The sequence below is a fragment of the Streptomyces daliensis genome (assembly GCF_054782395.1).
In genome coordinates this window covers 326,810-351,778 of record NZ_BAAGSO010000094.1, presented here as the reverse complement: position 1 = coordinate 351,778, position 24,969 = coordinate 326,810, and the positions used below count along the sequence as shown (strand labels likewise).

At 72.3% G+C, this 24,969-nt stretch carries 15 protein-coding genes; 11 read left to right on the top strand and 4 right to left on the bottom strand.

Annotated elements, in window-relative coordinates:
• The first annotated feature begins 1 nt into the window (after position 1).
• The 4 genes from ACYVOO_RS24015 (at position 2) to ACYVOO_RS24000 (ending at position 5,136) form a co-directional block, all read left to right on the top strand.
• A complete protein-coding gene (locus ACYVOO_RS24015) occupies positions 2–1,807 on the top strand; it encodes a prenyltransferase/squalene oxidase repeat-containing protein (RefSeq protein WP_461017757.1) in 1,806 nt (601 codons plus the stop codon).
• On the top strand, positions 1,804–3,153 hold the full coding sequence (locus ACYVOO_RS24010; RefSeq protein ID WP_461017756.1) for an FAD-dependent oxidoreductase: 1,350 nt from the start codon (positions 1,804–1,806) through the stop codon (positions 3,151–3,153). Before ACYVOO_RS24015 ends, ACYVOO_RS24010 begins: the two co-directional genes overlap by 4 nt.
• 81 nt (positions 3,154–3,234) lie before the next feature.
• Positions 3,235–4,122 carry a TauD/TfdA dioxygenase family protein gene (locus ACYVOO_RS24005; protein ID WP_461017755.1) on the top strand — a complete coding sequence of 296 codons (888 nt, stop codon included), beginning with the start codon at positions 3,235–3,237 and terminating at the stop codon, positions 4,120–4,122.
• Between the two features lie 12 nt (positions 4,123–4,134).
• On the top strand, positions 4,135–5,136 hold the full coding sequence (locus tag ACYVOO_RS24000; RefSeq protein WP_461017754.1) for a sulfotransferase: 1,002 nt from the start codon (positions 4,135–4,137) through the stop codon (positions 5,134–5,136).
• Between the two features lie 93 nt (positions 5,137–5,229).
• On the opposite strand, the gene ACYVOO_RS23995 is transcribed toward ACYVOO_RS24000, so the two are convergent.
• The 4 genes from ACYVOO_RS23995 to ACYVOO_RS23980 form a co-directional block, all read right to left on the bottom strand.
• Positions 5,230–5,418 carry a hypothetical protein gene (locus ACYVOO_RS23995; RefSeq protein ID WP_461017753.1) on the bottom strand — a complete coding sequence of 63 codons (189 nt, stop codon included), beginning with the start codon at positions 5,416–5,418 and terminating at the stop codon, positions 5,230–5,232.
• A 158-nt stretch (positions 5,419–5,576) separates the two neighbouring features.
• Positions 5,577–6,248: a chitinase gene (locus ACYVOO_RS23990; protein WP_461018106.1), complete on the bottom strand. Its 672-nt coding sequence runs from the start codon at positions 6,246–6,248 to the stop codon at positions 5,577–5,579.
• Positions 6,249–6,462: 214 nt separating this feature from the next.
• Entirely contained in the window at positions 6,463–7,482 is a 1,020-nt protein-coding gene (locus ACYVOO_RS23985; protein WP_461017752.1) for a helix-turn-helix transcriptional regulator, read from the bottom strand.
• A gap of 353 nt (positions 7,483–7,835) precedes the next feature.
• Entirely contained in the window at positions 7,836–8,816 is a 981-nt protein-coding gene (locus tag ACYVOO_RS23980) for an alpha/beta fold hydrolase (RefSeq protein WP_461017751.1), read from the bottom strand.
• Between the two features lie 200 nt (positions 8,817–9,016).
• Between ACYVOO_RS23980 and ACYVOO_RS23975 the strand changes: the two genes are divergently transcribed.
• The 7 genes from ACYVOO_RS23975 to ACYVOO_RS23945 form a co-directional block, all read left to right on the top strand.
• On the top strand, positions 9,017–10,360 hold the full coding sequence (locus ACYVOO_RS23975; RefSeq protein WP_461017750.1) for a cation:proton antiporter: 1,344 nt from the start codon (positions 9,017–9,019) through the stop codon (positions 10,358–10,360).
• A 389-nt stretch (positions 10,361–10,749) separates the two neighbouring features.
• Positions 10,750–11,673 carry a hypothetical protein gene (locus tag ACYVOO_RS23970; protein WP_461017749.1) on the top strand — a complete coding sequence of 308 codons (924 nt, stop codon included), beginning with the start codon at positions 10,750–10,752 and terminating at the stop codon, positions 11,671–11,673.
• A 70-nt stretch (positions 11,674–11,743) separates the two neighbouring features.
• A complete protein-coding gene (locus ACYVOO_RS23965; protein ID WP_461017748.1) occupies positions 11,744–12,808 on the top strand; it encodes a fatty acid desaturase family protein in 1,065 nt (354 codons plus the stop codon).
• Positions 12,808–18,237 carry an amino acid adenylation domain-containing protein gene (locus ACYVOO_RS23960; protein WP_461017747.1) on the top strand — a complete coding sequence of 1,810 codons (5,430 nt, stop codon included), beginning with the start codon at positions 12,808–12,810 and terminating at the stop codon, positions 18,235–18,237. The genes ACYVOO_RS23965 and ACYVOO_RS23960 overlap by 1 nt, the downstream gene beginning before the upstream one ends.
• Positions 18,234–22,334 (top strand): non-ribosomal peptide synthetase, encoded by a 4,101-nt coding sequence (locus tag ACYVOO_RS23955; protein WP_461017746.1) that lies wholly within the window; start codon positions 18,234–18,236, stop codon positions 22,332–22,334. Before ACYVOO_RS23960 ends, ACYVOO_RS23955 begins: the two co-directional genes overlap by 4 nt.
• Positions 22,335–22,432: 98 nt before the next feature.
• Positions 22,433–23,458, top strand: a complete 1,026-nt coding sequence (locus ACYVOO_RS23950) for a fatty acid desaturase family protein (RefSeq protein WP_461017745.1) — start codon at positions 22,433–22,435, stop codon at positions 23,456–23,458.
• 107 nt (positions 23,459–23,565) lie between these two features.
• On the top strand, positions 23,566–24,969 hold a 1,404-nt coding region (locus ACYVOO_RS23945; RefSeq protein WP_461017744.1), incomplete at its 3' end, for a condensation domain-containing protein.

Below are 24,969 nucleotides of genomic sequence, written 5' to 3'. Positions count from 1 at the left end.
GATGCCCGACACCGCCGTGCTCGACCGCGTGGAGCGCGCCGTCCCGAAGGGGGCCGAGGCGCTGTTCGCGGGCCGCCGGGACGACGGGGTGTTCGCCCCGGACGAGGACCGCTTCTCGCCCGCCAACACCGCCGCCGTGCTCCTCGCCCTCCACACCGCAGCCGCACACGGGGCGGAGCCGGTGCCGCTGCCGCTGCGTGAGGCGGCCGTCGAGCGGCTGTGCGCGACCCAGCGCGACGACGGCGGCTGGGCCATGGCCGGTGTGGGCACCGAGACCCTCAGCACGGCAGCCGTCACCGCCGCGCTCCGACTGGCCGCGCCGGAGCGCACCCGGGTCATCACCGCGGCCCAGGACCTGCTGCACCGGAGCGGCGGCGCGGAAGCGCTGCCGGAGCCCGCCATGGCGGGGCTCGTCCGGCAGTTCGACGTGCTGGCGGGCCGACGCGACCCGGCCGGACCGCCCCGGCTGCCCGCCGAACTCCTGCTCCTGCCCGGCCTCGCCCGCCGGCTGCTCAGCCTGCGGCTGCCGATCTTCAGCGCCATGGCGCTGGCCCAGTCGGCGCACCGCGCACGCGGGCCGCTGGGACGGCGCCTCGACGGGCTCACCCGGCCCCGCGCGCTCGCGCTGGTGCGCCAGGCGTACGAGCGCGAGCGCGGCGCCGGGTCCTTCAGCGGCGACCCGTGGCTCACCAGCCTCATCACCATCGGCGTCGGCAGGTCCGGGCTGGCCCCGGACATCGCCCGCACGGCGGCGGGCTGGCTGACGGACACCGCGCGCCCTGCCGGGGGCTGGGACCTGATGCCGCTGGACATCACCTGGACCAGCTTCGCCACCTCGGCCCTGCTGGAGGCCGGATACGCCGCCGACCCACGGCTCACCCCGGCCCGCGACATGTTCCGTGCCCGGCAGCAGGACGTGCCCTTCTCCGCGCTGGCGTGCCCCGCCGGGCATTGGGGGTTCTCCACAGACCGCAGTTGGCCCATGGCACTGGAGACGGCCGAGATCAGCTCGCTCCTGCACCGGCTGCCCGGCGGACCCGAGGACGACCACGCGCGGCGGGGGCTGGCCTGGCTCACGGCCATGCAGGACAAGAAGGGCTCCTGGTCCCTGGCGGTACGCGACAGCCGTCCCGGCGGCTTCGGCCCCTGCCCGCAGATGACGGCCAAGGCGGCACTGGCACTGCTCGACTGCGGAGCGACGCGCGGCGACGCGCGGGTGACGCGCGCACTGGAGTGGCTGGCACGACAGCAGGAGGAGGACGGCTCGCTCGCGGCCATGTGGTACCGCGGACGCGTCCCGGGAACCTCGGCGGCGCTGGTGGCCTTCGCGCGGGCAGGGCGGGGCGACAGCGGTCCGGCCCGCCGGGCGCGGGACATGCTGCTGCGCACGCAGCGCGGCGACGGGGCATGGGACACCGGGGGAGAGGACCCCGGGCTGCCCACCCCAGTGCCGCCCGCCGAGGGGACCGTCGAGGAGACGGCGTGGGCCCTGCACGCACTGCTTGCGGCGGGGGAGGGGCCCGGGAGTGCGCCCGTCGCGGCTGCGGCGAGCTGGCTGCTGGACCGTCAGGAACCCGACGGCACCTGGCCAGGCGGCCCCGTCAACGAGTACGTGCGCCACTGCTACCGCTACACGGACCGCGTACTGGCCACCGCGCTGGCGCTCAAGGCGCTGGCCCGCCTGCGCACGGCGTCCCGCGACGGCACCGGACACGTCGGCACCGGACACACCACTCCTGAACACACCACTCCTGAACACACCACCGTCGCGCACCCCGGCGCCCCGTCGCGGAGGGAGCAGGCATGACGAGCAGATCCCGCCACGGCGTCCACCTCAGCCGTGACTACGACTACGACGCCGTGGTGTGCGGCGCCGGGGTCGCGGGGCTGGCGGCGGCGCGCGGGCTGGGCGGACTCGGCCTGCGCGTACTGGTCCTGGACAAGCAGCACACACCCCGCGACGTCGCCAAGGGCGAGGTGCTCCAGCCCGGAGCACTCCGTGTCCTGCGCCGCTGGGGCACGGAGGAGGCACTGCGCCGCAGAGGCGCGGTCGGCCTGGACCGGCTCGTCGTCCGCAGCGACCGTGGCGCTCCGCTGATGACCCTGGACTACGGGCAACTGCCCGAGGGGGACCGCAAGTTGCTGGCCCACGAACACCTCGCCATCCTGCACACCCTCGCCCAGGACCTGCCGCCCACGGTGGAGCTGCGCCGGGGCACCCTCGTGCGAGAAGCGCTGCGCGAGGACGACGGGCGGGTGGGCGGGGTGCTCCTGACGAGCCAGGACACCCGTGCTGCGGCAGCGGAGGCGGTGGAGGTACGGGCACCGCTGGTCGTCGCCGCTGACGGCATCTCGTCCCGGCTGCGCCGCGCCGCCGGGATCGAGGGGCAGCGCGTGGAGTACCCGCACCGCCTCGTCTCCCTCGAACTCACCCCGCCCGGCCCCCTGCCCCACGACTTCTCCGCCTATCTCACCGACCGCGGGCTGCGCCTGGTGTATCCGCTGCCGGGAGGCCGGGTGCGGCTCTACCTCCAGACGGAGCCGGACGAGCTGCGCGGACTGACGGCCGACGGCTTCGCGGACTGGCTCGCCCGCGCGGTCCGCGAGGTGCCCGCGCTCGACGGACTCGTCCCCGCGCTGCCCGAGGCCGTGGGCAGCAAGCAGACGTTCGCCGTCGGCCGCTACCTCGCCGACCGTCTCGCGGCACCTGGCCTGGCCCTCGTCGGCGAGGCCGCCTACGCCGTGCACCCGATGGCCGCGCAGGGCATGAACACCGCCATCACCAGCGCCGCCTCCCTCGCCGAGCAGATCGCGCGAGCGCTCGACGGCTCGGCACCCGGGGACGGCGGCGCGCGACTCGGGGCCGCCGCCGCGGACGCGGCCCTGCGCGCGTACGAGGAGGAGCGGCGGCCCACGCTCGTCCAGGCCGCCAAGACCAGCGCCAACGCCGCGCGCATGGTCACGGACCTGGCCTGGCCCGGGCGTGTGGTGGGGCGCAGAGCCGTGCGCTGCACCGGGGCCAACGCCCGGCTGCTGCACACCGTCACCCACAACATGGCGGGCCTCGGGCCCCGGCCGCTCACACCCCTGGACAGGTTGCAGCAGATCGGCCTGCTCCCCGATCCCCGCGCCCACCGCGTCCCCACGGCCTGACGCACCACCACCACCGCACCACCGCCGCGACACACGTCCCCGTACCGCCGCCCGCCCGTACACACGTCAGGAGACACCGAAGTGTCAGCAACACCCGCGACGCACGCACCCGCCGAGCCGCAGCTCCACGTCCAGCCCGTCTCCGGGGCCATCGGGGCCGAGGTGTGCGGAGTCGACCTGGGCCGGGTCGACGACGAGCAGTTCGAGCGCATCCACGAACTGATGCTGCGTCACCTCGTGCTCTTCTTCCCCGACCAGCACGAGCTGACCCCGGAGGCACATGTGGCGTTCGGCCGCCGCTTCGGCGAGGTCGAGGTGCACCCGTTCCTGCCCAAGCTGGAGGGCTTCCCCGAGGTCACACTGATCGAGTCCGACAAGGGCGGCAAGGCCGACGAGTGGCACATCGACGTCACCTTCCAGCCCAGCCCGCCCATCGCCTCGATCCTGCACCTGGTCACGTGTCCGCCCGCGGGCGGCGACACCATGTGGAGCAACCAGTACCTCGCCTACGAGACACTCTCCGCACCGTTCCGCGAGATGCTGGAGGGCCTCACCGCCGTCCATGTGCTCAAGGCGCCCCAGGTCGGCGAACTGTCGGCTGAACACCCCGTCGTACGCGTCCACCCCGTCACCGGACGGCGCTCCCTCTACGTCACCCGGATGTGGACGTCGCACATACCGCAGCTCAGCCGCCACGAGAGCGACGCCGTGCTCCAGCACCTCTTCGAGCACTCGGAGCAGCCCCGCTTCTCCTGCCGCCACCGCTGGTCGCCGCACACCGTCGCGCTGTGGGACAACCGCGCCACCCAGCACATGGCCGTCAACGACTACCAGGACTACCGCCTCGGCCAGCGGGTGACGGTCCTCGGCGACCACCCCGAGGGCGGGGCCCCGCGCCGCCCCGACCACACACCCGACGGCGACGAGCGCTACTACCCGCGCCGGGTCAGCTCCCGCTACGGGTACTGAGGGGCGTCCACCATGCTCCGACCCCCGCTGACCTTCGTCGTCGGCACAGGACGGTGCGGTTCGACGGCGCTCTCGGAGATACTGCGGCTCCATCCGTCGGTGCTCAGCCTGAGCGAACTGTTCACCACGCTGGAGCCCGGCGCGCTCCCCGAGGAAGAGGTGAGCGGGGACCGGTTCTGGGAACTGCTGGCCTCGCCGCGCCCCTTCGCCGACCGCATGATCCGACGCGGCACACCGCTGCCCGAACACCTCTACCCGCGCGGCCCTGGACGCTTCACCGGCGACACGGGTGTGCCCGCGGTGTGCCTGACCACCCTGCCGCACCTCACCCCGGACCCGGACGCGCTCTTCGACCACCTGCGCCCGCTGCTCGCCGACCGCCCCACGGGCCCGGTGGCCGGGCACTACCGCGCGCTGTTCGCCGCGCTCGCCGAGCGCTGCGGACGGGAGGTGGCCGTCGAACGCTCGGGCTTCTCGCTCGCGCTGGTGCCGAAACTGCGCGCGCACTTCCCCGAGGCGCGCTTCGTCCACCTCCACCGCGAAGGCCCCGACTGCGCGGTGTCGATGAGCCGCCACCCCGGCTTCCAGCTCGTCCTGCTGATGGCCGACCTCGCGGAGCGTGAGGGCGCCGACGCCGCCGCCGAACTGGGGCGGATGCTCGGCGACGACACCTTCGACCTGGACGCCGCGCTGGCGCGGCACGTGCCGGTGGAGCGGTACGGCGAGCTGTGGTCCACGATGATCACCACGGGCCTGACACACCTGGCCCAGCTCCCCGCCGACATCAGGATGTCACTGGCCTTCGAGGATCTGCTCGAAGCGCCGGAACACCATCTGAAGCGGCTCGCCGACCACATCGGCGTCGCGCCGCACCCGGAGTGGACCGAGGCCGCGGCGCGGAGGCTGGACGCCGGGCGCCGCGGCGCAGCGGACCGGCTGCCGGCTGCGGAACAGCGGGCACTGCGCGCCCGCTGCGCACCGGGCACCCGCGCCCTGGCCACCGCACTGCCGTGAACGGCCCGGGCAGCCCTCCCGGGAGGGCTGCCCGTCGGCCACGATCACGGTGTCCGGTTCACCCGGCGCCGAAGAGCAGTACGGGAACTGGCGCTACGAGCGCCGCGCCCCACGGAAAGTGACACCAAGGACTCCGCCGACACCTCCGCCGAGCACCAGGCCCATCGCCATGTTGCCGAAAACAGCCCACCCGAGCACGAGCCCCACCGGAATGCCGATCAGCAGGCCCACGACGAGCCCTTTGCCGATGGACGGTACGCCGGCTTGCTCATTGTTCGTCATACGATCATGATGCCCGACGAGGGCACCGGAGACGTCCTTCAGTACGGCCGGCTTTCAAGGTCGCCCGCACGCCGAAGCCCCGGGACACCCGCCCCGGGGCTTCGACTCGGACATCGGTCAGCGCCGCCGGAACACTTTCCGGCGGCCCCGCACCGGCCTCAGCAGCTCAGGTTGTCGCCGGGCGTGGTCCCGAGGATGCCGGTGAAGCGCTGGTAGGCGTCGATGCGGCTCTGCACCTGGCCCGGGTTGCCGCCGTTGCACTCCAGGGTGCCGTTGATGGCGCGGATGGTCTCGCCGAAGCCCTTGCCGTTGACCATCGCGTCGTGCGGGGTCATGGTGCCGGGCCCCGACTGGGTGTTCCAGTACCACAGGCCGGTCTTCCAGGCGACGGCCGCGTTCTTCTCCACCTGGTAGGGATCGTTGAGGAGGTCGATGCCCAGGGCGTCGCCCGCGGCCTTGTAGTTGAAGTTCCAGCTCAACTGGATGGGCCCGCGGCCGTAGTACGCGGCCTGGCCAGCGGGGCACCCGTAGGGCTGGGTGGAGTCGCAGTAGTGGGGGTAGTTGTCCTGGTTCTGCTCGACGATGTGGACCAGCCCGCCCGTCTCATGGCTGACGTTGGCCAGGAAGGCGGCGGCCTCCTGCTTCTTGACCGTGTCGCTGCCGGTGTTGGCGAAGGCCGGGTACGCGCCGAGCGCCTCGGTGAGGCCCTGGTACGTGTAGAAGGAGTTCCTGTTCGGGAACATCTGGTTGAACTGCGCCTCTGTGACCACGAATTCGGCCGCGGCCTTCGACGGCTCCGAGGGCTTCGACGTCGACGCCTGGGAGGCCATCGGGGCGAGGGCCCAGAGTGCGGCGCCGACCACGAGTGCGGTTAGCAGGGACATGACACGTCTTGACGACATGAGGTCGCTCCTCGTTGTGGGGGTGGAGGCACTCAACCGCGCGTCCGCCGCACGAGGCAAGGTCCAGACCAATAATGGCGAGATCGTGCCACCGGGCCATTCCGCCCGGCCACACCTCGCCGCACCCCGCGCCCCCGTGCCCCTACGCGACCACCTGGGGCGGCAGATGCAGGCCCTGGCGCAGCACCCGTACAGCGGCCATGCTCCGCGAGGAGACGCCGAGCTTGGCGAAGACGTGTTCCAGATGGGCGGCCACGGTACGGGGCGTGATCGCCAGGGCCGCCGCGATCTCCGCGTTGGAGGCGCCCCGCACCAGGTGCCCGCACAGCTCCAGTTCCCGCCTCGTCAGACCGTGCAGCTCGGGCGGCGGGGAGAGCAGGACCAGGCCGTACAGATGCCCGGGCGGCTGCCGGGGACAGGAGAGCACGGTGACCCGCAGCACCGAGGGAGGCGCGGCGGCCTCCCCGTCCGGGGCGAGGAAGACCGAGTGTTCGTGGCCCTCGGCCAACTGCGCCTCGGCGGCGGCCAGTACGGGCGAGCCCTCCGTCAGCAGCCGGTGCCCGGGCAGCCCGGGGAGCGGCGAGGTACGCCCAGCGCGCGTGAGTACCACGGCGGCCGTGGCCCCCGCGACGAGCGAGGCGCGCGCGGTGAGGGAGCGCAGCGGGTCGACGGCCTGCGCGATCAGCGAGGCCAGCGCGCCGAGCCGGTCCCGTACGGAGGGTGCGGGCGGGCGGCTCTCGACGGTGGTGACCCCGAGAAAGCCCAGGTAGCTCCCGGAAGCGGTACGCAGCGGCACGCCGATGCCCTCGCGGAACCCGGCGGGGGAGAGGTAGTCGGCCCACAGCGGGATCTCCGACCAGTGCTGGGAGAGGTCCTTGAGCCGGAAGGGGCGGTGGCCCTGGCCACCGGCACCGTCCACGTCAGCGGTGAACTCGGGCGTCGTCATGTACCGCCCGACCTGCTCGTCGTACCCCTCGTGCAGCAGCGGCACCTGGAGGCTGCGGTCCGGGTCGTAGAGGTGGATGAAGGCGGCGTCGTACGAGATGAGGCGGCGGATGGGGGCCAGCAGCGCCTCGGCCCGCTCGGCGGCCTCCCCGGGCAGCGTGCCCACACGCGCGATCTCGGCCGTGATCTCGGCGTCACGGGCGGAGAATCGGACCATCCCTCGCACCATCCGGACCCAGTCGTCTGCAACCGTCGCGCCATGGTACCGAGGCCGGGCACGGGACCCGGAGGCAAGCGGCCGGCCCTGCCCCGGTGCTCCGGCCTACGGGGGTGAGGCCGGAGCACCGGGGTGCCGGGCGAGCGCCGTCCGGTGGCCCAGGGTCTGGGGGCGGGGGGCGCCGCCGAGGAAGCGTGCCGGGACTCCACGCCCACCGTCGGCGCGGAGGCAGCGTTCCGCCTCCTCCGCAGAGTTCAGCAGCTCCTGTTGATCTTGTCGATTGGCAGTTCTTCCCATACCGCGCCGTGCGGCACTCCGCTGCCGGGCACGCGCTCACCCGTCGGAGCCCGTCGTCACCGGTCGTCGAGGGCCCGCGTGATCGACGCGAATATCGCGGCACCGCTGGTGACCGGAAAGAAGTGGCCTCCCGGCACGCGGTGAATACGGAAGGAACCGTCCGTCCAGTGGCGCCAGTCGCGCATTTCCTCATGCGTCACCACCTGGTCCTCCGTACCACTGAAAGCGATCACCGGAATATCCAGCCTCTCCCGCGCCTCCGGGGATTTCCGGCAACTGGCCACCACCGAGAGATCGGCGCGCAGGCACGGCAGGAAGACCGAACAGGCGTCGGGATCCGCGAGAATTTCCCCCGGCGTGCCTCCCCAGGCGGCCATCGCGTCGAGCAGCGTCCCGTCGTCGGCCTCCGCCTCGTCCCCGGTCACCGCGTCGGGCGCGGGGGACCCGGCGACCGCGAGCAGCCGCAGCCTCGGCGAGCCGACGCGCCGCGCCACCTCGCGGGCCACCAGCGCGCCCGCGCTGTGGCCGAGGAGGACGAAGGCGCGGTCGTCGTAGGAGCCGACCGCCTCGGCGACGCGGTCGGCCAGCGGCGCCACATGCGTGTACGCCGCCTCCTCCAGCCGCTCCTCCCTGCCGGGCGCGTGCACCAGCACGACGTCCAGGTCCGCCGGGACCTCCTCACGCCAGCGCTGGAACATCGCGGGTCCCGCGCCCGCGGGCGGCAGCACGAAGACCACGGCGCGGGCCGTTCCGGTGCCGTTCGCTCCCGCGCCGCCCGCCTCCCGGAGGAGTGGGCGCAGCCGGATCTCGCCGCCCCCGCCGCCTTCGGGGCCCGAAGGGACGTGGGCGTCCTGTGCGGCGTCCGGAAGATCACCGTCCCGTTCCAAATGCCGGAGGATCTCCTCCCGGTGCTCCCGCAGTCGCCCGACGACCTCGGGCGTCAGCGCGCCGGGCGCCGCGTCGTACCGGATGCGCCCGGCTTCCGCCCAGATGAGGATGTCCCTCTTCCGCAGGTCTTCGAGAAGGTGGGGAATCACTTTTCCTCCCGGGCCCTTAATTGCCTTGAAAGTGCGGAAAAAATAAACAACACCCCACGTCAGGGCGGCAATTCCGTGATCGAGTGCGGACCTGTCACCGCTCGACGTGATGTGCGCACGGCTATAGGATCGGCCAAAATTCGTGGCTCATAAATGCGTGGCCTCGCGACTCTCTCCGCCTTCGCCGGAGCGCGACGCACATGCCGCGTCTTGTGCCGCATCGGCCGGAACGGGGAGGGTCAGGAGTGGGCGTCGACGATGTCCCGTGGGGGAGCGTGCACGTGGTCGTGGCGGGGGTGGGCGCGCTGTTGCTCGCTCACGTCGGCGGAATCATAGCCCGGACGTTACGCCAGCCCAGAGTGATCGGGGAGATAGCCGTCGGCCTGGCCGCGGGACCCCTGCTGATCGCCCTCGCCGGGCCCGAAGCCCTTGACCGGGTGCTTCCGGCACATGTCCTCGACGCCCTGAAACTGCTCACCGAGGCGGGCCTCGTCCTCTTCCTCGTCGGCGTGGCGCACGGCATACACCCCAAGGAGGCGCGGTTCACGCGCCGTTCGGTGGCGTGGGTGTCCACCGGGTCGTTCGTCGTCCCGCTGTGCGGCGGAGCCCTGCTGGCCTGCGGGCTCCTCCTCGACGGCGACCCGTCCCTGCGGGGGCACGCCACCTGGCCCGCGCTGGTGATCTACATGGCCACGGCGCTCTCGATCACGGCCGTGCCGGTGCTGGCGAGGCTCCTGGAAGACCTCGGACTGGCGCGCACCACGAGCGGCAACCTCGCCCTGACCGCCGCCGTCATCCAGGACATCGCGGGGTGGCTGCTGCTGTCGGTCGCCGTCAGCCTCAACACCGGTTCGGCGGGCGGCACGGCGCGCACGATGGCGGTCTTCGCCGCCGGGGCCGTCGGGGCGATGCTCCTCCGGTGGGTGCTGCGCGGCAAGGCCGTGTGCCGCCTGTTCGAGGGCCGGCCCCTGCTGACCGCGCTGCTGCTGGGAGCCCTCGCGCTGACCGCGGGGCTGGGCAGCGAACGGCTGGGCCTGACCGCCGTGTTCGGCGCCGTGCTGGTGGGCGCGGCGGTGCCCCGCGGGGCGCTGCTGCCCTGGAACGGCGCGGTGGCCAGGGTGACCAGGATCGGGCGCAGGCTGGTGCCGCTGTTCTTCGTCACCACCGGGGTCACCGTGCTGACCAAGGCGATGGGCGCCACCTCCTGGACCCTGGTCCTGCTGGTGACGGTGCTCGGCTTCGTCTGCAAGACCGGGGGCGGCTACGCGGGGGCCAGGCTCGGGTCCCAGTCGCGCTGGGAGTCGCTGCGCATCGGCGTGCTCATGGACACCCGGGGTCTGACGGAACTCATCGTGCTGTCCGTGGGGCACAGCACGGGGATCCTGACCGGACCCATGTATCTGGCGCTGCTGATCATGGCGGTGGTGACCACCGCCATCACCGGGCCGCTGCTCTCCGCGGTCTCCTGGGGCGAGGCCCGCAGGGCACCCGTGGCGGAGCGGGCCTCTTCCCCTTCTTCCCCTTCTGCCGGTTCTGCCGGCTGATCTTCCCCCTTCTCCGCACCCCCTCCGGGCCCGCGTTCAACGGCTGGTGACGGAACGATGGTTGAGCCTCGGACAAACCTCCATATCCCAAGCGGTAGAGGTGTTCAATCCGTCAATCTTAGGTCTGGAGGTTCGAACAAAACGTGAGATGTGGTGGTGCGGTGTGCAAGTGGCTGACGTACTGTGCGACTGACCACAAAAGCGGGATACCCGCCTTTCTGGCGATAGAGCGACATGGGGCACAGGTCGATCCATCCGCGTTTGAAAGGTGCTAGTGAACGATGCTCGGAAATGAATCATCGGGGGCGTCAGGCTCCGAGCAAAGCGGCGAGAATGCAGACCTGGAAGCGTGGATCTGTAAAGTCCTTGAGGGGGCTTTGACGGTCACGGTGCCGATTTCGACGCTGGTGCTCGACAATTCACCCCGCCAGGACGGTGAAGACAGTCGGCACACGCAGGCACTGGCGGAAGTGGAAGGCCAGTTGCCGCCCATCCTCGTACACGCACCCGCCATGCGGGTCATCGACGGATTACATCGCGTCCGTGCCGCCACGCTACGCGGGGAGACCTCCATTCCGGCCGTCATCTACGAGGGTGGGGAAGCGGATGCTTTCGTCCTCGCGGTGAAGATGAACGTGAGCCACGGACTTCCCCTCGCGCACGCCGACCGAATGGCAGCGGCGGGCCGGATCCTGGCCTCGCACACGCGGTGGTCCGACCGCAGGGTCGCGCTGGCCACGGGCCTGTCGGCCAAGACGGTGGGGGAGCTACGGCGGCGATCGACTGAGGAAAGTACACAGTCGAACGCCAGGTTCGGCAGGGACGGACGGCTGCGCCCGCTCAGCAGCGCGGAGGGCCGGATCAAGGCGGGCCAGCTCCTGGCCGAGCGGCCCGCTTCCTCCCTGCGGGAGGTCGCGAGGGAGGCGGGAGTCTCCCCCTCCACGGTGCATGACGTGCGGCAACGCCTGCTGGCCGGGGAGGACGTGGTGCCCGCGAGGCAGCGCCGCCGCCCCGTGACCACGGCACGGGTCACGCGCGAGAGCAGCCGGGTGCGGGTGGCACCGCCGGAGGACCCGGAGACCGCGCTGGCCGGGCTGCGCAAGGATCCCTCGCTGCGGCTCAGCGAGTCGGGGCGCTCCCTGCTGCGCTGGCTGGACAGGCACCGCGCCGCGACGGAGGAGTCCGCGCGCTTCGTCGAGGCGATACCCCCGCACTGCGTGGACATCGTCGCGCGGCTAGCGCGCGGTTACGCGAAAGTGTGGGACGACTTCGCGAAAGAGGCGGAAGCCAGGAGCATCGGCAAGTCCGTCTGACATTTCCGTCGGCGGATCAGAGCCGCTCAGGGCCGCTCAGAACTGATTCTTCAGTGCTCTTCGGACAACATTGACTGGGCCGGGCAAGTCCACCATCGTATTGCTCTGCACTTGCAGTGAAACGGCGGCCGAACGGCTGTCCTTCGACGCAGGCCCTGGAGACCAATTGAAGTCCAAGACGGTATGGAGAAACAGTCCGCTCGACGCTGTATTGGTCGCCCTGAGCCTTGCGCAATTCGGGGCGACGATTGTTCTGGCGGCCTCCTGGGGCGGGGCGGGAACAGCGGCCCGAATAGGATCGTTCGCCCTCCTCGTATTCATGATGACGTACAACATCATCATTATCTCGCACCTGTTCACCCATCAGCCGTGGTTCCGCTCGCAGGTGCTGAACGGGGCCGTGTCGATGATGAATTCGGCGAGCATCGCCCAGTCCGTACAGGAGTACGAGCTCAGTCACGTACGCAATCACCACCGGTACAACAACGACCGGCAGGCGGCCGACGGGACGACGAAGGACACCTCCTCGACGTACCGCGACGGGCGCGACGGCGAGCACGCGGGGCTGCTGCGCTACATCGTCGGCGGCGCCCTCGACTCGATGCTCTCGCTGGCCACCGCGCTCCTCTCCGTCACCCGGCTGTTCCGCGTCGGCCCGCACGAGTCGGCGCTGCGCTATGCCTCGCGGTCGCCTGGGCCGCGCGGCGTGGAGCTGCGTCAGGTGCGGCTCGACCGGCTCGCGCACTTCGCCTTCGTCTGCCTGCTCGGCGCCCTCTCCTGGCAGTGGCTCCTCATGTGCTATCTGCCCGCCGTCTTCCTCGGCCTGGTCCTGGTCAACGTGCAGAACTACTACCGCCACTTCGGCGCCGAGCCCGACAGCCGCTACGCCAACTCGGTGAGCCACTACGGCCGGGTCTACAACCTCCTCACCTTCAACGACGGCTACCACCAGGAACACCACCTGCGCCCGCCCACCCACTGGAGCAGGCTGCCCGACGTACGCAGCCGCTACCGCGCCGAACTCGACAGCGTGGACCGCGTGATCTCCCCGGTCCCCGCGATCCTGGGCTTCCTCGACATCGGGCGCGCCCAGGGCAACCCGAAGAAGACGACGGTGACGGGAGCGGACCGCTGATGACGGCCAACACACCTGCCGCGGCCCGCTGCCCGCACCACCTCTTCGAGGAGGCAGCGCGCCGGTACGCGGAGACGACCGCGGTGGTGCACGGCGGCGAAGAGGTCTCCTACGCGGAGCTGAACGCGCGCGCCAACCGCCTCGCCCACCACCTCGTCGCCACCGGCATCACCCCCGAGACCCTGGTCGGCATCGCCATGGAGCGCTCCGTGTCGATGCTCGTGGGGGTGCTGGGCGTGTGGAAGGCGGGCGGCGCCTGCCTGCCGTTCGACCCGGCGCACCCCGCCGAGGTCGTGGCCTCCGCGCTGCGTGACGCGGGCGCCGCCGCGCTGCTCGTCGACGGGCGCCTCGGATCTCGCGCCTCGGCGGCGTCGGCGGCCTCGGGGACGTCGGCCGCGTCAGCGGCTTCCGGCCTCGGCGGCACCGTACGCGTCGTGGACCTGTCCGCCGTGCACCTCACCGGGGACCTCTCCCGGGAGAACGGCACGCACCCGGACACCGCCGACCCCGCCGTGCCCGTGCGCGCGGACAACCTCGCGTACGTCGTGCACACCTCCGGCTCGACGGGGAAGCCGAAGGGCGTCGCCGTCGCCGGAGCCTCGCTGGTCAACCACGCGCTGCACATGACCCGAGCGCTCGGCATCCGCCCAGGTGACCGCGTCCTCCAGTTCACCTCGCTGGCCATCGACGCGGCGCTGGAGGAGATCCTGCCCACCTGGCTGGGCGGCGCGACGCTCGTCCTGCCCACGCAACGGGTGCTTTCGACAAGGGAGTTCACGGCCCTCCTGGACAGCGCCCGGGTCAGCGTCGTCAGCATGCCCAGCTCGTACTGGCACCGCTGGGCCGAGGACCTGAGCGCCGCCGGAGCGCCGAAGCCCGACGCGCTGCGCCTCGTCTTCGTCGGCGGGGAGAAGCTGCGCGCCGACGTGCTGCGCCGCTGGCGGCAGTTGGAGTGGGCCGCTGACGTCGACTGGCTCGCGGACTACGGCCCCAGCGAGGCCACGATCAGTTGCACGACCTTCGCCGGACCCCTCCAGGACGACTGGGACACCGTGCCGCTCGGCGAGCCCATCCACGCCACCGACGTCCACGTACTGGGCGAGGACCTGGAACCTGTCGCGCCCGGCACCACCGGCGAGATCTTCATCGCGGGCGCCGCGCTCGCCCGCGGCTATCTGCACCGGCCGGGACTGACGGCCGAGAAGTTCCTGCCCGACCCCTTCGGCCCGGCGGGCACGCGCATGTACCGTACGGGCGACCTCGGCCACCGGCAGGCCGACGGCACCCTGCACTTCGCGGGCCGCGTCGACCACCAGCTCAAGGTCCGCGGCCACCGCGTCGAACCCGGCCAGGTCGAGGCGGCGCTGCTGCGCTGCCCGGGGGTCACGGAGGCGGTCGTCACCGGCACGGAGGACGCCGACGGCACCCGGCTGGTGGCCTACGTCGTGGCGCGGGACTTCTCCGAGCCCGAGCTGCGGGCCAGGCTCGCCGCGCTGCTGCCCCCTGTGATGGTGCCCAGCCTGTTCGTGCCCGTCGACGGCTTCGTCCGCTCGCCTGTCAGCGGCAAGCTCGACCGCAGTCGGCTGCCTGACCCCGCCTCGGCCGGGACGACGGCGAGCGGCCCCGCCACATCCGGCACCCCTGCATCAGGTGCCGTTGACGGGGCTGCGGAGACGTCCGGCGCGTCCGGCGCGTCCGGCGCGCCCGGTGCGCCCGGCGCGCACGCGCTCACCGCGCTGGAGCAGGCCGTCGCCGGGCTCTTCGCCCGGCTCACCGGGCGCCCACCCGCCACGCCGGGGCTCGACTTCTTCGCCGCCGGCGGCGACTCGCTGCGCGCCCTCCAGCTCCTGAACCTCCTCACGGAGGTGACCGGCGCGACCCTCACCTACGCCGAACTCGTCACCGCCTCCAGCGTGCGCGGCATCGCCGCCGCCGTCACCGAGGCCAGGCGCCCGTCAGCGGGCGAACGGCCCGCGCCCTTGGCGCCGCACGCGCTGCCCGTCGCCTCCCACGCGCGGGACACCTCGCTGCGCCCCGCCTCCCGCGCCCAGCGGAGGCTGTGGTTCCTGGCGCGTCTGCACGGCGGCGCCGCCACCTACTCCGTGCCCTTCGCCTACCGGATCAGGGGCCCCCTCGACATCGGCCGTCTCGACGCCGCGCTGACCGCGCTCGTGGACCGGCACGAGGCACTGCGCACCACCCTCGAAGAGGCGGACGGCGACCTGCGCCAACGCGTACGACCCGGCACACCCGTCCGCACGACGGTGACCCCGGCCGAAGGACCCGAGCACGCCCGCGCCCTCGCAGCCGAAGAGGCCCGCCGCCCCTTCGACCTCACCTCGGGACCCCTGCTGCGCTCGCTGTGCGTCACCTGGCCGACGGGGAAGCCGGGGGAGCCGGAGGCGGAGAGGGAAGCGGGGGAGGCGCTGTGGGTGCTCAACGTTCACCACGCCGTCTTCGACGCCTGGTCGCTCGGCGTCTTCTGGGACGAGCTGAGCGCACTGTACGAGGGCCGGAGCCTGCCCCCGGCAGAGCGCCAGTACGGCGACTTCGTCGCCTGGCAGGAGTCCTGGCTGACGGGCACGGACGCCGAGGCCCAGCGCGCGTTCTGGAAGCGGGAGCTGGATGCCCTGGACGCCGGGCCGCCGCCCGCGCTGCACCTGGAGGGCCGCTTCAAGGCCCCCGCCCCCGCCCCTGCCCCCGCCAACACCGATGCCGACACTCCCGCCGGGGCCACCGGCACCGACGGCGGCTACGCACCGCTGTCCCTCGCGCCCGGGCTGCTCGCCGGGGTCAGGGCGCTCGCGCGGGAGCACGGCACCACGGATTTCGGTGTCCTCCTCGCCGCCTTCCTCGCCACGCTGCGACGCACCGCCGGCGGTGACCGGCTCGTCGTCGGCGTACCGGCCGCGTGCCGGACGGTGCCCGGCAGCGAGCGGATCGTCGGCTATCTCGTCAACACCCTCGCCGTGAGCGTGGAGTTCACCGAGGGGATGCGCTTCGGCGAGCTGATCGACCGCACCTCCGCCGCGCTCACCGCCGCGCTGGCGCGCCAGGAGCTGCCGTTCGACGAGGTGGTCGACGCGCTCGGTGTGGCGCGCCACACCGGCGACGATCCCCTCGCCAACCCCCTCTTCCAGGCCATGTTCGTCCTCCAGGCCACGCCCGCCGACGTGGCGGCCCGCATCGGGGGACTGGAGATCACCGAGGAGACCGTCCACTCGGGGACGGCCAAGGTCGATCTGACCTGCATGTTACGCGCGGACGGCGGCGACGGGCTCACCGGCGAACTCGAATACAGCGCGGCCGTCATGGACGGCGCGGGAGCCGCGCATTGGCTCGCCGCATACGAGGCACTGCTCGACGGCGCCGTCGGCGCGCCCCGCACCCGTGTCGACGAACTGCCCCTGCTCGCACCCGCGGAGCGCGACCAGCGCACCGCCGCCGTCAACGCGGACCGCGAGGAGCCCGGCGGCCTCCGGCCGCTGCACCTCCGCTTCGAGGAGACGGCGCGTCGCACCCCGGATGCCGTCGCCATCGAGGCGGGGTCCGCCACAGGCTCCGGCCGCTCCGGACTCGGCGCCCGTACCGTCACATACGCCGAACTGGACCGCCGCGCCGAGCGCCTGGCCCTGGCCCTCGCCGCAGCGGGCGCGGGCCCGGAGAAGCTCGTCGGGATCTGCGCCGACCGCTCGCCCGACCTGATCGTGGCCCTGCTCGCGACGCTCAGGACCGGCGCCGGGTTCATCCCGCTCGACCCCGCCATGCCCCTGGAGCGGATGCGCGCGATCACCGAGGACGCCCGTCCCGTCGCGCTCGTCACCCAGCGGCCCCATCTGCCGCTGCTCGAACCCCTGGGCACCCCGCTCGTCGTGGAATCCGCAGAACCCGCGGAACCCGCGGAACCCACGGAACCCGCAGAACCCGCGGAACCCACGGAACCCACGCAGCCCACCGGGCGGGACACGGCGGGCACCGTCGACGGGACACCGCGCGCCACGGTCCCCGTCGGGCTCGACAACGTCGCGTACGTCTACTACACCTCCGGCTCCACGGGCCGCCCCAAGGGCGTCGTGATCGACCACCGCTGCGCGGCCAACCGCGTCGACTGGATCGCCCGCCGCTACGCGATGGGCCCCGGCACCCGGGTGCTGCACAAGACGCCGCTCCTCTTCGACGTCGCCATCTGGGAGATCTTCAGCACCCTCGGCCACGGCGGCACCGTGCTCCTCGCGGACGCCGGAGCCGAGGCCGACGTCACCCATCTGGCCGGGCTGCTGACGGACGGGCGCCCCGCGCTCGCCCACTTCGTCCCCTCCATGCTCGACGCCTACCTCTCCCTCGCCCCGCGCGCGAACCTCGCGGACACCCCGAGCCCTCGCTGGATCCAGACCTCCGGCGAGGGTGTGCCAGCCCGGCTGTTGCGAAGGTTCGCCGCGCACTTCCACGCGCCCGTCGAGCTGCACAACATGTACGGGCAGACCGAGACCTCGGAGGTCGCCGCCTGGGAGGGCCGCGTCACCTCGGCGCCAGCCGCCGTCCCCATGGGCCGTCAGATCGGCATCTACCGGCTGTTCGTGCTCGACGAGGCACTCAACCCGCTGCCACCGGGCGTGCGCGGGGAGCTGTACGTCGCCGGAATCGGCGGTCTCGCCCGCGGCTACCACGGCCGCCCCGGGCTGACCGCCGAGAAGTTCGTCCCGAACCCCTACGCGCTCACCCCCGGCGAACGCCTCTACCGCACGGGCGACCTCGCCTGGACGGACAGGGAAGGGGCGCTGCACTACGCGGGGCGCTCCGACGACCAGGCCAAGATCCGGGGCGTGCGGGTGGAGACCGGCGAGATCGAGTCCGTACTGGAGCGGCACCCCGGTGTGCGCGCGAGCGCCGTCGTCGTACGGCGCGACGGGCGCGACGGGGGCGGCGCACCGGAACTGGTGGCCTACGTGGTGGGCGACGCCTCCGCCGGGGAACTGGCCGAACACCTGGCGCGGTATCTGACGACGTACATGCTGCCCGCCGCGTACGTACGCCTCGACGCGCTGCCGCTCACCCCCTCGGGCAAGACCGACCGGCTCCGGCTCCCGGCCCCGACCGCCGCGGACCGCGAGGCACGGGTGGGCGCGGCGGAACCGCACTCCGAGCTGGAGAGCGCGCTGGCCGAGCTGTGGAAGGACGTGCTCGGCGTGGGGCGCGTCGGCCGCAAGGACAACTTCTTCGGCGTCGGCGGCAACTCGCTCAGCTCCCTCCAGGTGCTGAACCGGGTCAACGAGACCTTCGGCGTGGAGGTGTCCCTGCGCGAGTTCTTCGGCGCACCGACCATCGAGGGGCTCGCCGCCTACGTCGAGAAGTCGCTGGTGTCGATGGTGAGCGGGCTGTCGGACGACGAGGTCGCCGACCGCCTCAACGAGGGAGGACTGACGGCATGACCGAGCTGAGCCCTGGGCGTGCTCAACTCCTGGACAGCCTGCTGCGACGGCGCATCGGCACCCCCGAGCGGCAGCAGCGGATACCGAAGGTGCCCGCGGGGACCGAAGTGCCGCTGACTCCCGCGCAGGCCAGGATCTGGTTCTTCACCCACCTGTATCCCGACAGCGCCGAGTACAACGTCTTCGAGACACTCACCTTCGACCACGCACCCACGCGCACCGAACTACGCACCGCACTCAGCACCCTGATGGGGCGTCACGACGCGCTGCGGGCCGCCGTGCGCGAGACCGGGGACGCGGAGGACGCGGGGGAGGCCGGGGGCACGGCCGTACAGCACGACAGCGGCCTCATCGAACCGCCCCTGGAGTGGCACGACCTGCGGGAGGCGACCGGGGCCGAGGCCGATCGGCGCGCCCGCGAGATCGGCGACGCGGCGGCCGCGGCGCGCATCGCGCTGGACAGCCCGCCGCTGCTGCGCGCCGTGGCCGTAGCCCTGCCGGGCGGCAGACTGCTGCTCGTCCTGGTGCTGCACCACCTCGTCACCGACTACTGGTCGACCAAGCAGCTCGTCCAGGAGCTGTGCTCCCTGCTCGCGGGAGAGCCGCTGGACGCGCCAGGCGAGGTGGGGTTCCTCGACTACGCGGCCTGGCTCGCGGCCCAGGCCGACGAGGAGCGGGTGGCCCGTGACCTCGGCTACTGGAAGCGGCAACTGGGCGGGGAACTCCCCGTCCTGGACCTGCCCGCCGACCGCCCGCGTCCCAGCGTGCCCAGCCGCCGGGGCGGTGTCGTACCTCTGGACGTGCCCGCCGAGGACGCAGGGCACGTGCGCCGCCTCGCCGAGGAGGAGGGCACCACCCCGTTCGTCGTGCTCCTCGCCGCCTACAAGGCGCTCATCCTGCGGCTGACGGGACAGCCCGACGTCATCGTCGGCGCACCCCTGGCGGGGCGCGACCACCCGGTGACCGAGGACATCGTCGGCTGCTTCATCAAGCCCGTCGCACTGCGCACCGACGTCACGGGCGACCTCTCCTTCCGCGCACTGGTGCGGCGCGTGCACGACACCGTCGTCGGCGCGCAGGACCACCAGAGTGTGCCGTTCGAGCGCGTCGTGGCCGAGCTGGGCATCCCGCGCACCGCGGGCGGCAGCCCCGTCTTCCAGACGTTCTTCGGCCTCCAGTCGGCCGACGGGCTCAGCATCGAGGGCGCGCGCTGGGGCGAGGTCGTGCTGGACAGTGCCTCGGCCAAGTGGGACCTGACGGTGTCGCTGACCGAGACCCCGGACAGCTCCGGGTCCGCCGGGTGCGCCGGTGCCTCCGGCTTCTCCGGCTTCTCCGGCTTCGTGGAGTACGCCTTCGACCTCTTCGACGAGCCGACCGTACGCCGCTACACCGCCGCCTACCGCCGTCTCCTCGACTCCGCCCTACGCGACGCCGACACGGCGCTGCGCGACCTGGACCTGCTCAGCGGCGCCGAACGCGACCACATCGTGCACGGCCTCAACCCCTACCGGCGCCCCGAGCTGCCCTACCGCACCATGGCCGAGCCCTTCGAGGAACAGGCGGCCCGCACCCCCGGAGCGGTCGCGCTGGAGGGCGACGAGGGAACCCTCACCTACGGCGAGCTGAACGCCCGCGCCAACCGGCTCGCCCACTTCCTGCGCTCCGCCGGGGCCGGACGCGGCACCTTCGTGGCCCTGTGCGCCGAGCGCGGCTTCGACATGATCACCGCGCTGTACGCCATCGCCAAGTCGGGCGCCGCCTACGTCCCGCTCGACCCCGAACTCCCCGACGGGCGACTGGAGTACATGCTCCAGGACGCGGGCGCCCTGCTGGTGCTCACCGACGACACCACCAGGGAGCGGATCGGCGAGGGCCCCTGGCACACCTACTCCCTCGGCAAGGACGCACACCTGTGGGCCGCGCTGCCCACCGGCGACGTGCCCGCCGAAGGACCCGGCAACCACCTGGTGCACCTGCTCTACACCTCCGGCACCACGGGACGGCCCAAGGCGGTCGCCTACGGGGTGGACGGCGCACTCGCCAACATCTTCTGGCTCCAGGAGAAGTACCCCTTCGGGCCCGGCGACGCGAACCTGCTGAAGACCTCCTACGGCTTCGACGTCTCCATCTGGGAGATCTTCTGGCCGCTGTACTTCGGCGCCCGCCTCGCCGTCTGCCGCCCCGGCGGCCACAAGGACCCCGGCTACCTGCGGGAGATGATCGAACGGCACGGTGTCACCACCGTCTACCTCATCCCCACGATGATGCAGGTCTTCCTGGAGAACGCCCCCGCCGGCAGTTGCCCCTCGCTGCGCTGGGTGTTCTGCGGCGGCGAGCCCGTCACCCCGCGCATCCGCGACGGCTTCCACGAGCGCTTCGACGCCGCCCTCATCAACTGCTACGGGCCCACCGAGGCGGGATGTGTCACCGACATGGTGCTGCCCCGCGACCCCGGTGCACCCGTACCGCTCGGCCGTCCTGCGGGCAACTTCCGGCTCTACGTGCTCGACGAGAACCTCGCACTCGCACCCGTCGGTGTGCCCGGTGAGGCGTTCATCGGCGGTGAGAGCGGCGTGGCGCAGAACTACCACCGCCACCCCGGCATGACCGCCGAGCGCTTCCTGCCCGACCCGTACGGGCCGCCGGGCTCGCGCATGTACCGCACCGGCGACCTGTGCCGCTACCGCGCCGACGGCGTCCTCGAACACCTCGGCCGCATCGGCCGACAGGTCAAGATCCGCGGCATGCGCATCGAACTCGCCGAGATCGAGGCCGTGTTGTGCGAACACCCCGACGTCGAGGACGCCGTGGTGCTCGCCCCGCAGAGCATGGAGCAGGGCACGGACCGCCGCCTCGCCGCCTTCGTCGTCCCGCGCGAGGGGCACACGTCCGACGCGCGGGAGCTGGCGGAGCACGCGGCCCGGCTGCTGCCCGCCTACATGCTCCCCTCCCGCTACACCGAGGTCCCGCACGTCCCCATGAACGTCAACGGCAAGGCGGACGAGAAGGCCCTGCTGCGCCACCTCGGCGAGGGCGGCGCGCCCGAGCGGCAGCGGACGCTCGTGCCCCCGGAGGGCGAGGTGGAGACCGGGCTCACGGAGATCTTCCGGCGCGTCCTGGGCACCGAGGACGTCGGCGTCACCGACGGGTTCTTCGAACTGGGCGGCCACTCCCTGCTCATCTTCCGGCTCATCGCCGCCTGTTCACAGGAACTGCGCCTGCGCCCCACGGTGAGCGACGTGTTCGCGGCACCCACCGTCCGCGAACTGGCCGCACGGCTGCGCTCCTCCGCCGACGAGGCACGCACCTGCCTGGTCCCGCTGGCCCCCGCCAAGGGCAGGCCCCTGCTGGTCCTCGTGCACGCGGCGAGCGGCTCGGTCCTGCCGTTCCTGGAGACGGCGCGCCGTCTGGAGGGCGAGTTCGACGTGTACGGCATCGAGGCGCCGCAGGACGCGGAAGGCCGCCTCGCGGGCTCCGTGGAGCAACTGGCCGCGCACTACGCGAGCGCCGTCGACGCGGTGCGCGGCGTCAGCCCCGTCGTCCTCGCCGGGTGGTCCATGGGCGGGTGCGTCGCGCTGGAGATGGCCCGCCAGTGGCGCGAGCGCGCCGTGGACGTCACCGCCACGCTGCTCCTCGACTCCTGGGCGCCGCCCGCGCTCGCCGCCTGCACGGACGGTGCGGACGGTACGGGGGGTGGCATGGGCGGTGCGGCGCGGGTGCGGGCCGCCATCCTGGGCATGGACATCTTCGCCCTGGAGGGCTTCGAGGCCGACACCCTCGACGAGGCGGCGGGCGAGGTCCACCGCCTCGAGCAGGCCGTCGACCACCACCGCGCCGCCTTCCTCGACTACGACCCCGCGCCCTACGACGGCGCCGTCGACCTGCTGCGGGCCACGGAAGTGATACCCGAGGTGCGCGGCGCACTGCCCGACGGCTATCTGACGGGCGACCGCGGCTGGTCGTGCCGGATCGGGGAAGTCACCGTGCGCGACGTACCCGGAAATCACTTCACCCTCCTCGCCAAGGAGAACGCGGAAGAACTCGCGAAAGCCATTCGCGAGACCGTCGAAGCGCGTTTGTCGTTCGAAGAGTTCTGACGCTCGAAGATTCCCGAAGAATCTGGAAGAGTCCTGAAACGAGAATTCCTGCGCCTTTGAACACTGAGGCGAGCTGAGGCGACAAGCCGGAGGTGGCAGTGGAAGGCAACCGAGGCGGTGTTGCCCGTCGGCACCAGTTCTCCAAGGAAATACGCGAGGCCGTAAGAGAAAGCTCACGACTCGACAACTGGCACGGCCCGCTCGAAACCGTCGAGCACTGGATCGTCGTCGCCGTGGCGTTCGCCGGTTCCTGGTGGCTGTGGCAACACGCGCCCGTCGCCGTCTCCGTTCCCGCGTACGTGGTGGCCGTCTTCCTCATCGGCGGACGGCAGCGGGCCCTCGCCGGGGTGCTGCACATGGCCACACACCGGGCGCTGATGAGCCACACCCGCGCCGGATCCGTGATCGGCGGCCTCTTCGGCGGCTATCCCGTGCTCCAGAGCTTCACCGGCTACCGCGCCTCCCACCTGGGCGAGCACCACGGCAGGCTGGGCGACCCCGAACGCGACCCCGACTACCAGCAGTACCAGCGCAACGGGCTGTGCGGCGACGACCTCAGCAGGCGCGCGGTGCGCCGCTATCTGCTCACCATGCTCGGCCCGCGCGCCACGCTCTCCTACGTCGCCTACCTGCTGCGCCACCGCATCGTCACCGGCGGCGAACAGCTCTGGGAGCGCTGGGTGCGCGGCGCGCTGACGGCCGCCGTGCTCCTCGTCGGGGTGTGGGGCGGCTGGCTCGACCTGCTGGCGCTCTACTGGCTCGTCCCCCTGGTCACCACACAGGTGTGGCTCGGCGCCGTCGCGGAACTCCTGGAGCACTTCCCCGTCATCGAGACCGCGCCCCGCGTGGACATCTACATGTCCTGGAACCGCAGATACCCGCTGCCGCTGCGCTTCCTGCTCGGCGAGAAGCAGGGCGAGGGCTACCACCTCGTCCACCACCTGTTCCCCAGGACGCCGCTGTGGCGCCTCAAGGACGTCCACGCGGTGCTCTCCCGCGATCCCGAGTACGCCGCCCTGCCCACGCTGGGCGGTGTGTTCGCGGCGATGTCGACGATCTACCGGTCGCTGCCCGAGCGGCCCGAACATCCCGAGAGGGGCGCACCCGCGCCCGCCGCGGGCTGACCTCCCCGCCGTCCCCCAGCCGTCCCTCCGCCTCACCGGTTCCGCGAACACCCCCCCGCCTTGCGCACCCCTGCCTTCCCGACCGATCCATGAGGAGCGAACCGCCGATGACCGACCTCCGTAGCCTCCTCGGTGAACTGCGGCACAGCGGCGTCCAGCTCTGGGTGCACGAGGGCAGGCTGCGCGTGCGGCCTTCGAACGCGCTCACCGCCGAGCAGTCGGCGGCGCTGCGCGCCTCGAAGCAGGAGGTCATCGCCCTCCTCCAGGCGGAGGAGCTGTCCCGCAGCACGCCACTGCGCGGACGGCCCCGCCCCACGGCCGTCCCGCTCTCCCTCGGTCAGGAAGGGCTCTGGTTCCTCGAACAGCTCGGCGCGCCCGGCGCCGCCTACGACCTCAAGAGCATCGTCCGCATCACCGGCCCCTTGGACCCCGAGGCGCTCGACCGCGCCCTCGCCGACCTCGCCCGCAGGCACGAGGTGCTCCGCACCCGCTACACCACCGTCGAGGACGTCGCGGCCCAGGTCGTCGACGAGGAGGCCACCCTCACCGCCGAGCGGCTCGACCTCTCCGGCATCCCCGCCGGGCGCCGCGAGGACGCGCTGCGCGAACTGCTGCGCGCCCCGCAGCGCTTCGACCTGGAGGCCGCCGCGCCCTTCCGCGTCCGGCTCATCCGCCTCGGCGACGACGCACACGTGCTCGCCGTCCACACCCACCACATCATGATCGACGGCCCGTCCCTCGACCTCTTCTACACGCAGCTCGGCAGCCTCTACGCCTCCTTCGCCGCCGGTGAGCGGCCCACGTTGCCCGAACCCGCAGCGCAGTACGCCGACTACGCCGTCTGGCAGCGCGAATGGCTGCGCGGCGACGTACTGGACGAGCAGCTCGCGTACTGGAAGGACGCGCTGGCCGGAGCCCCCGGCACGCTCGGCCTGCCCACCGACCGCCCGCGCCCGGCCGAGCCCACCTTCGCCGGTGACGTCGTCGAGTTCACCGTGCCGCCCGAGCTGACGCGTGCGCTGACCGCGCTCGGCCGCGAGCAGGACGCCACCCTGTTCATGGTGCTCCTCGCCGCGCTCAAGACGCTGCTGGCCCGCTGGTCGGGGCAGTACGACGTGAGCGTCGGCATCCCCGTGGACGGGCGGGGCCACGAGGACACCGAGGGGCTCATCGGCTACTTCCTCAACACCCTCGTCCTGCGCTCCACGCTCTCCTCCGAGCTGCCCTTCGCCGAGCTGGTCCGGGGCGTACGGGACCGTCTCGTCGGCGCCTACGACCACCGCGACCTCCCCTTCGACCGCCTCGTCGCCGAACTCTGCCCGCAGCGCGACCTCGCCCACCACCCGCTGTTCCAGACGCTGTTCACCTTCCTCGCCCAGGACGAGATCCGCTGGGGCGATCTGCGCCTCGACCGCATGGACCCCGAGGACCGCACCTCGAAATTCGACCTTTCGCTTTTCGTCTCCGAGACCGGCCCCGACGGGGGCCTGGAATGCGGATTCGAATACGCC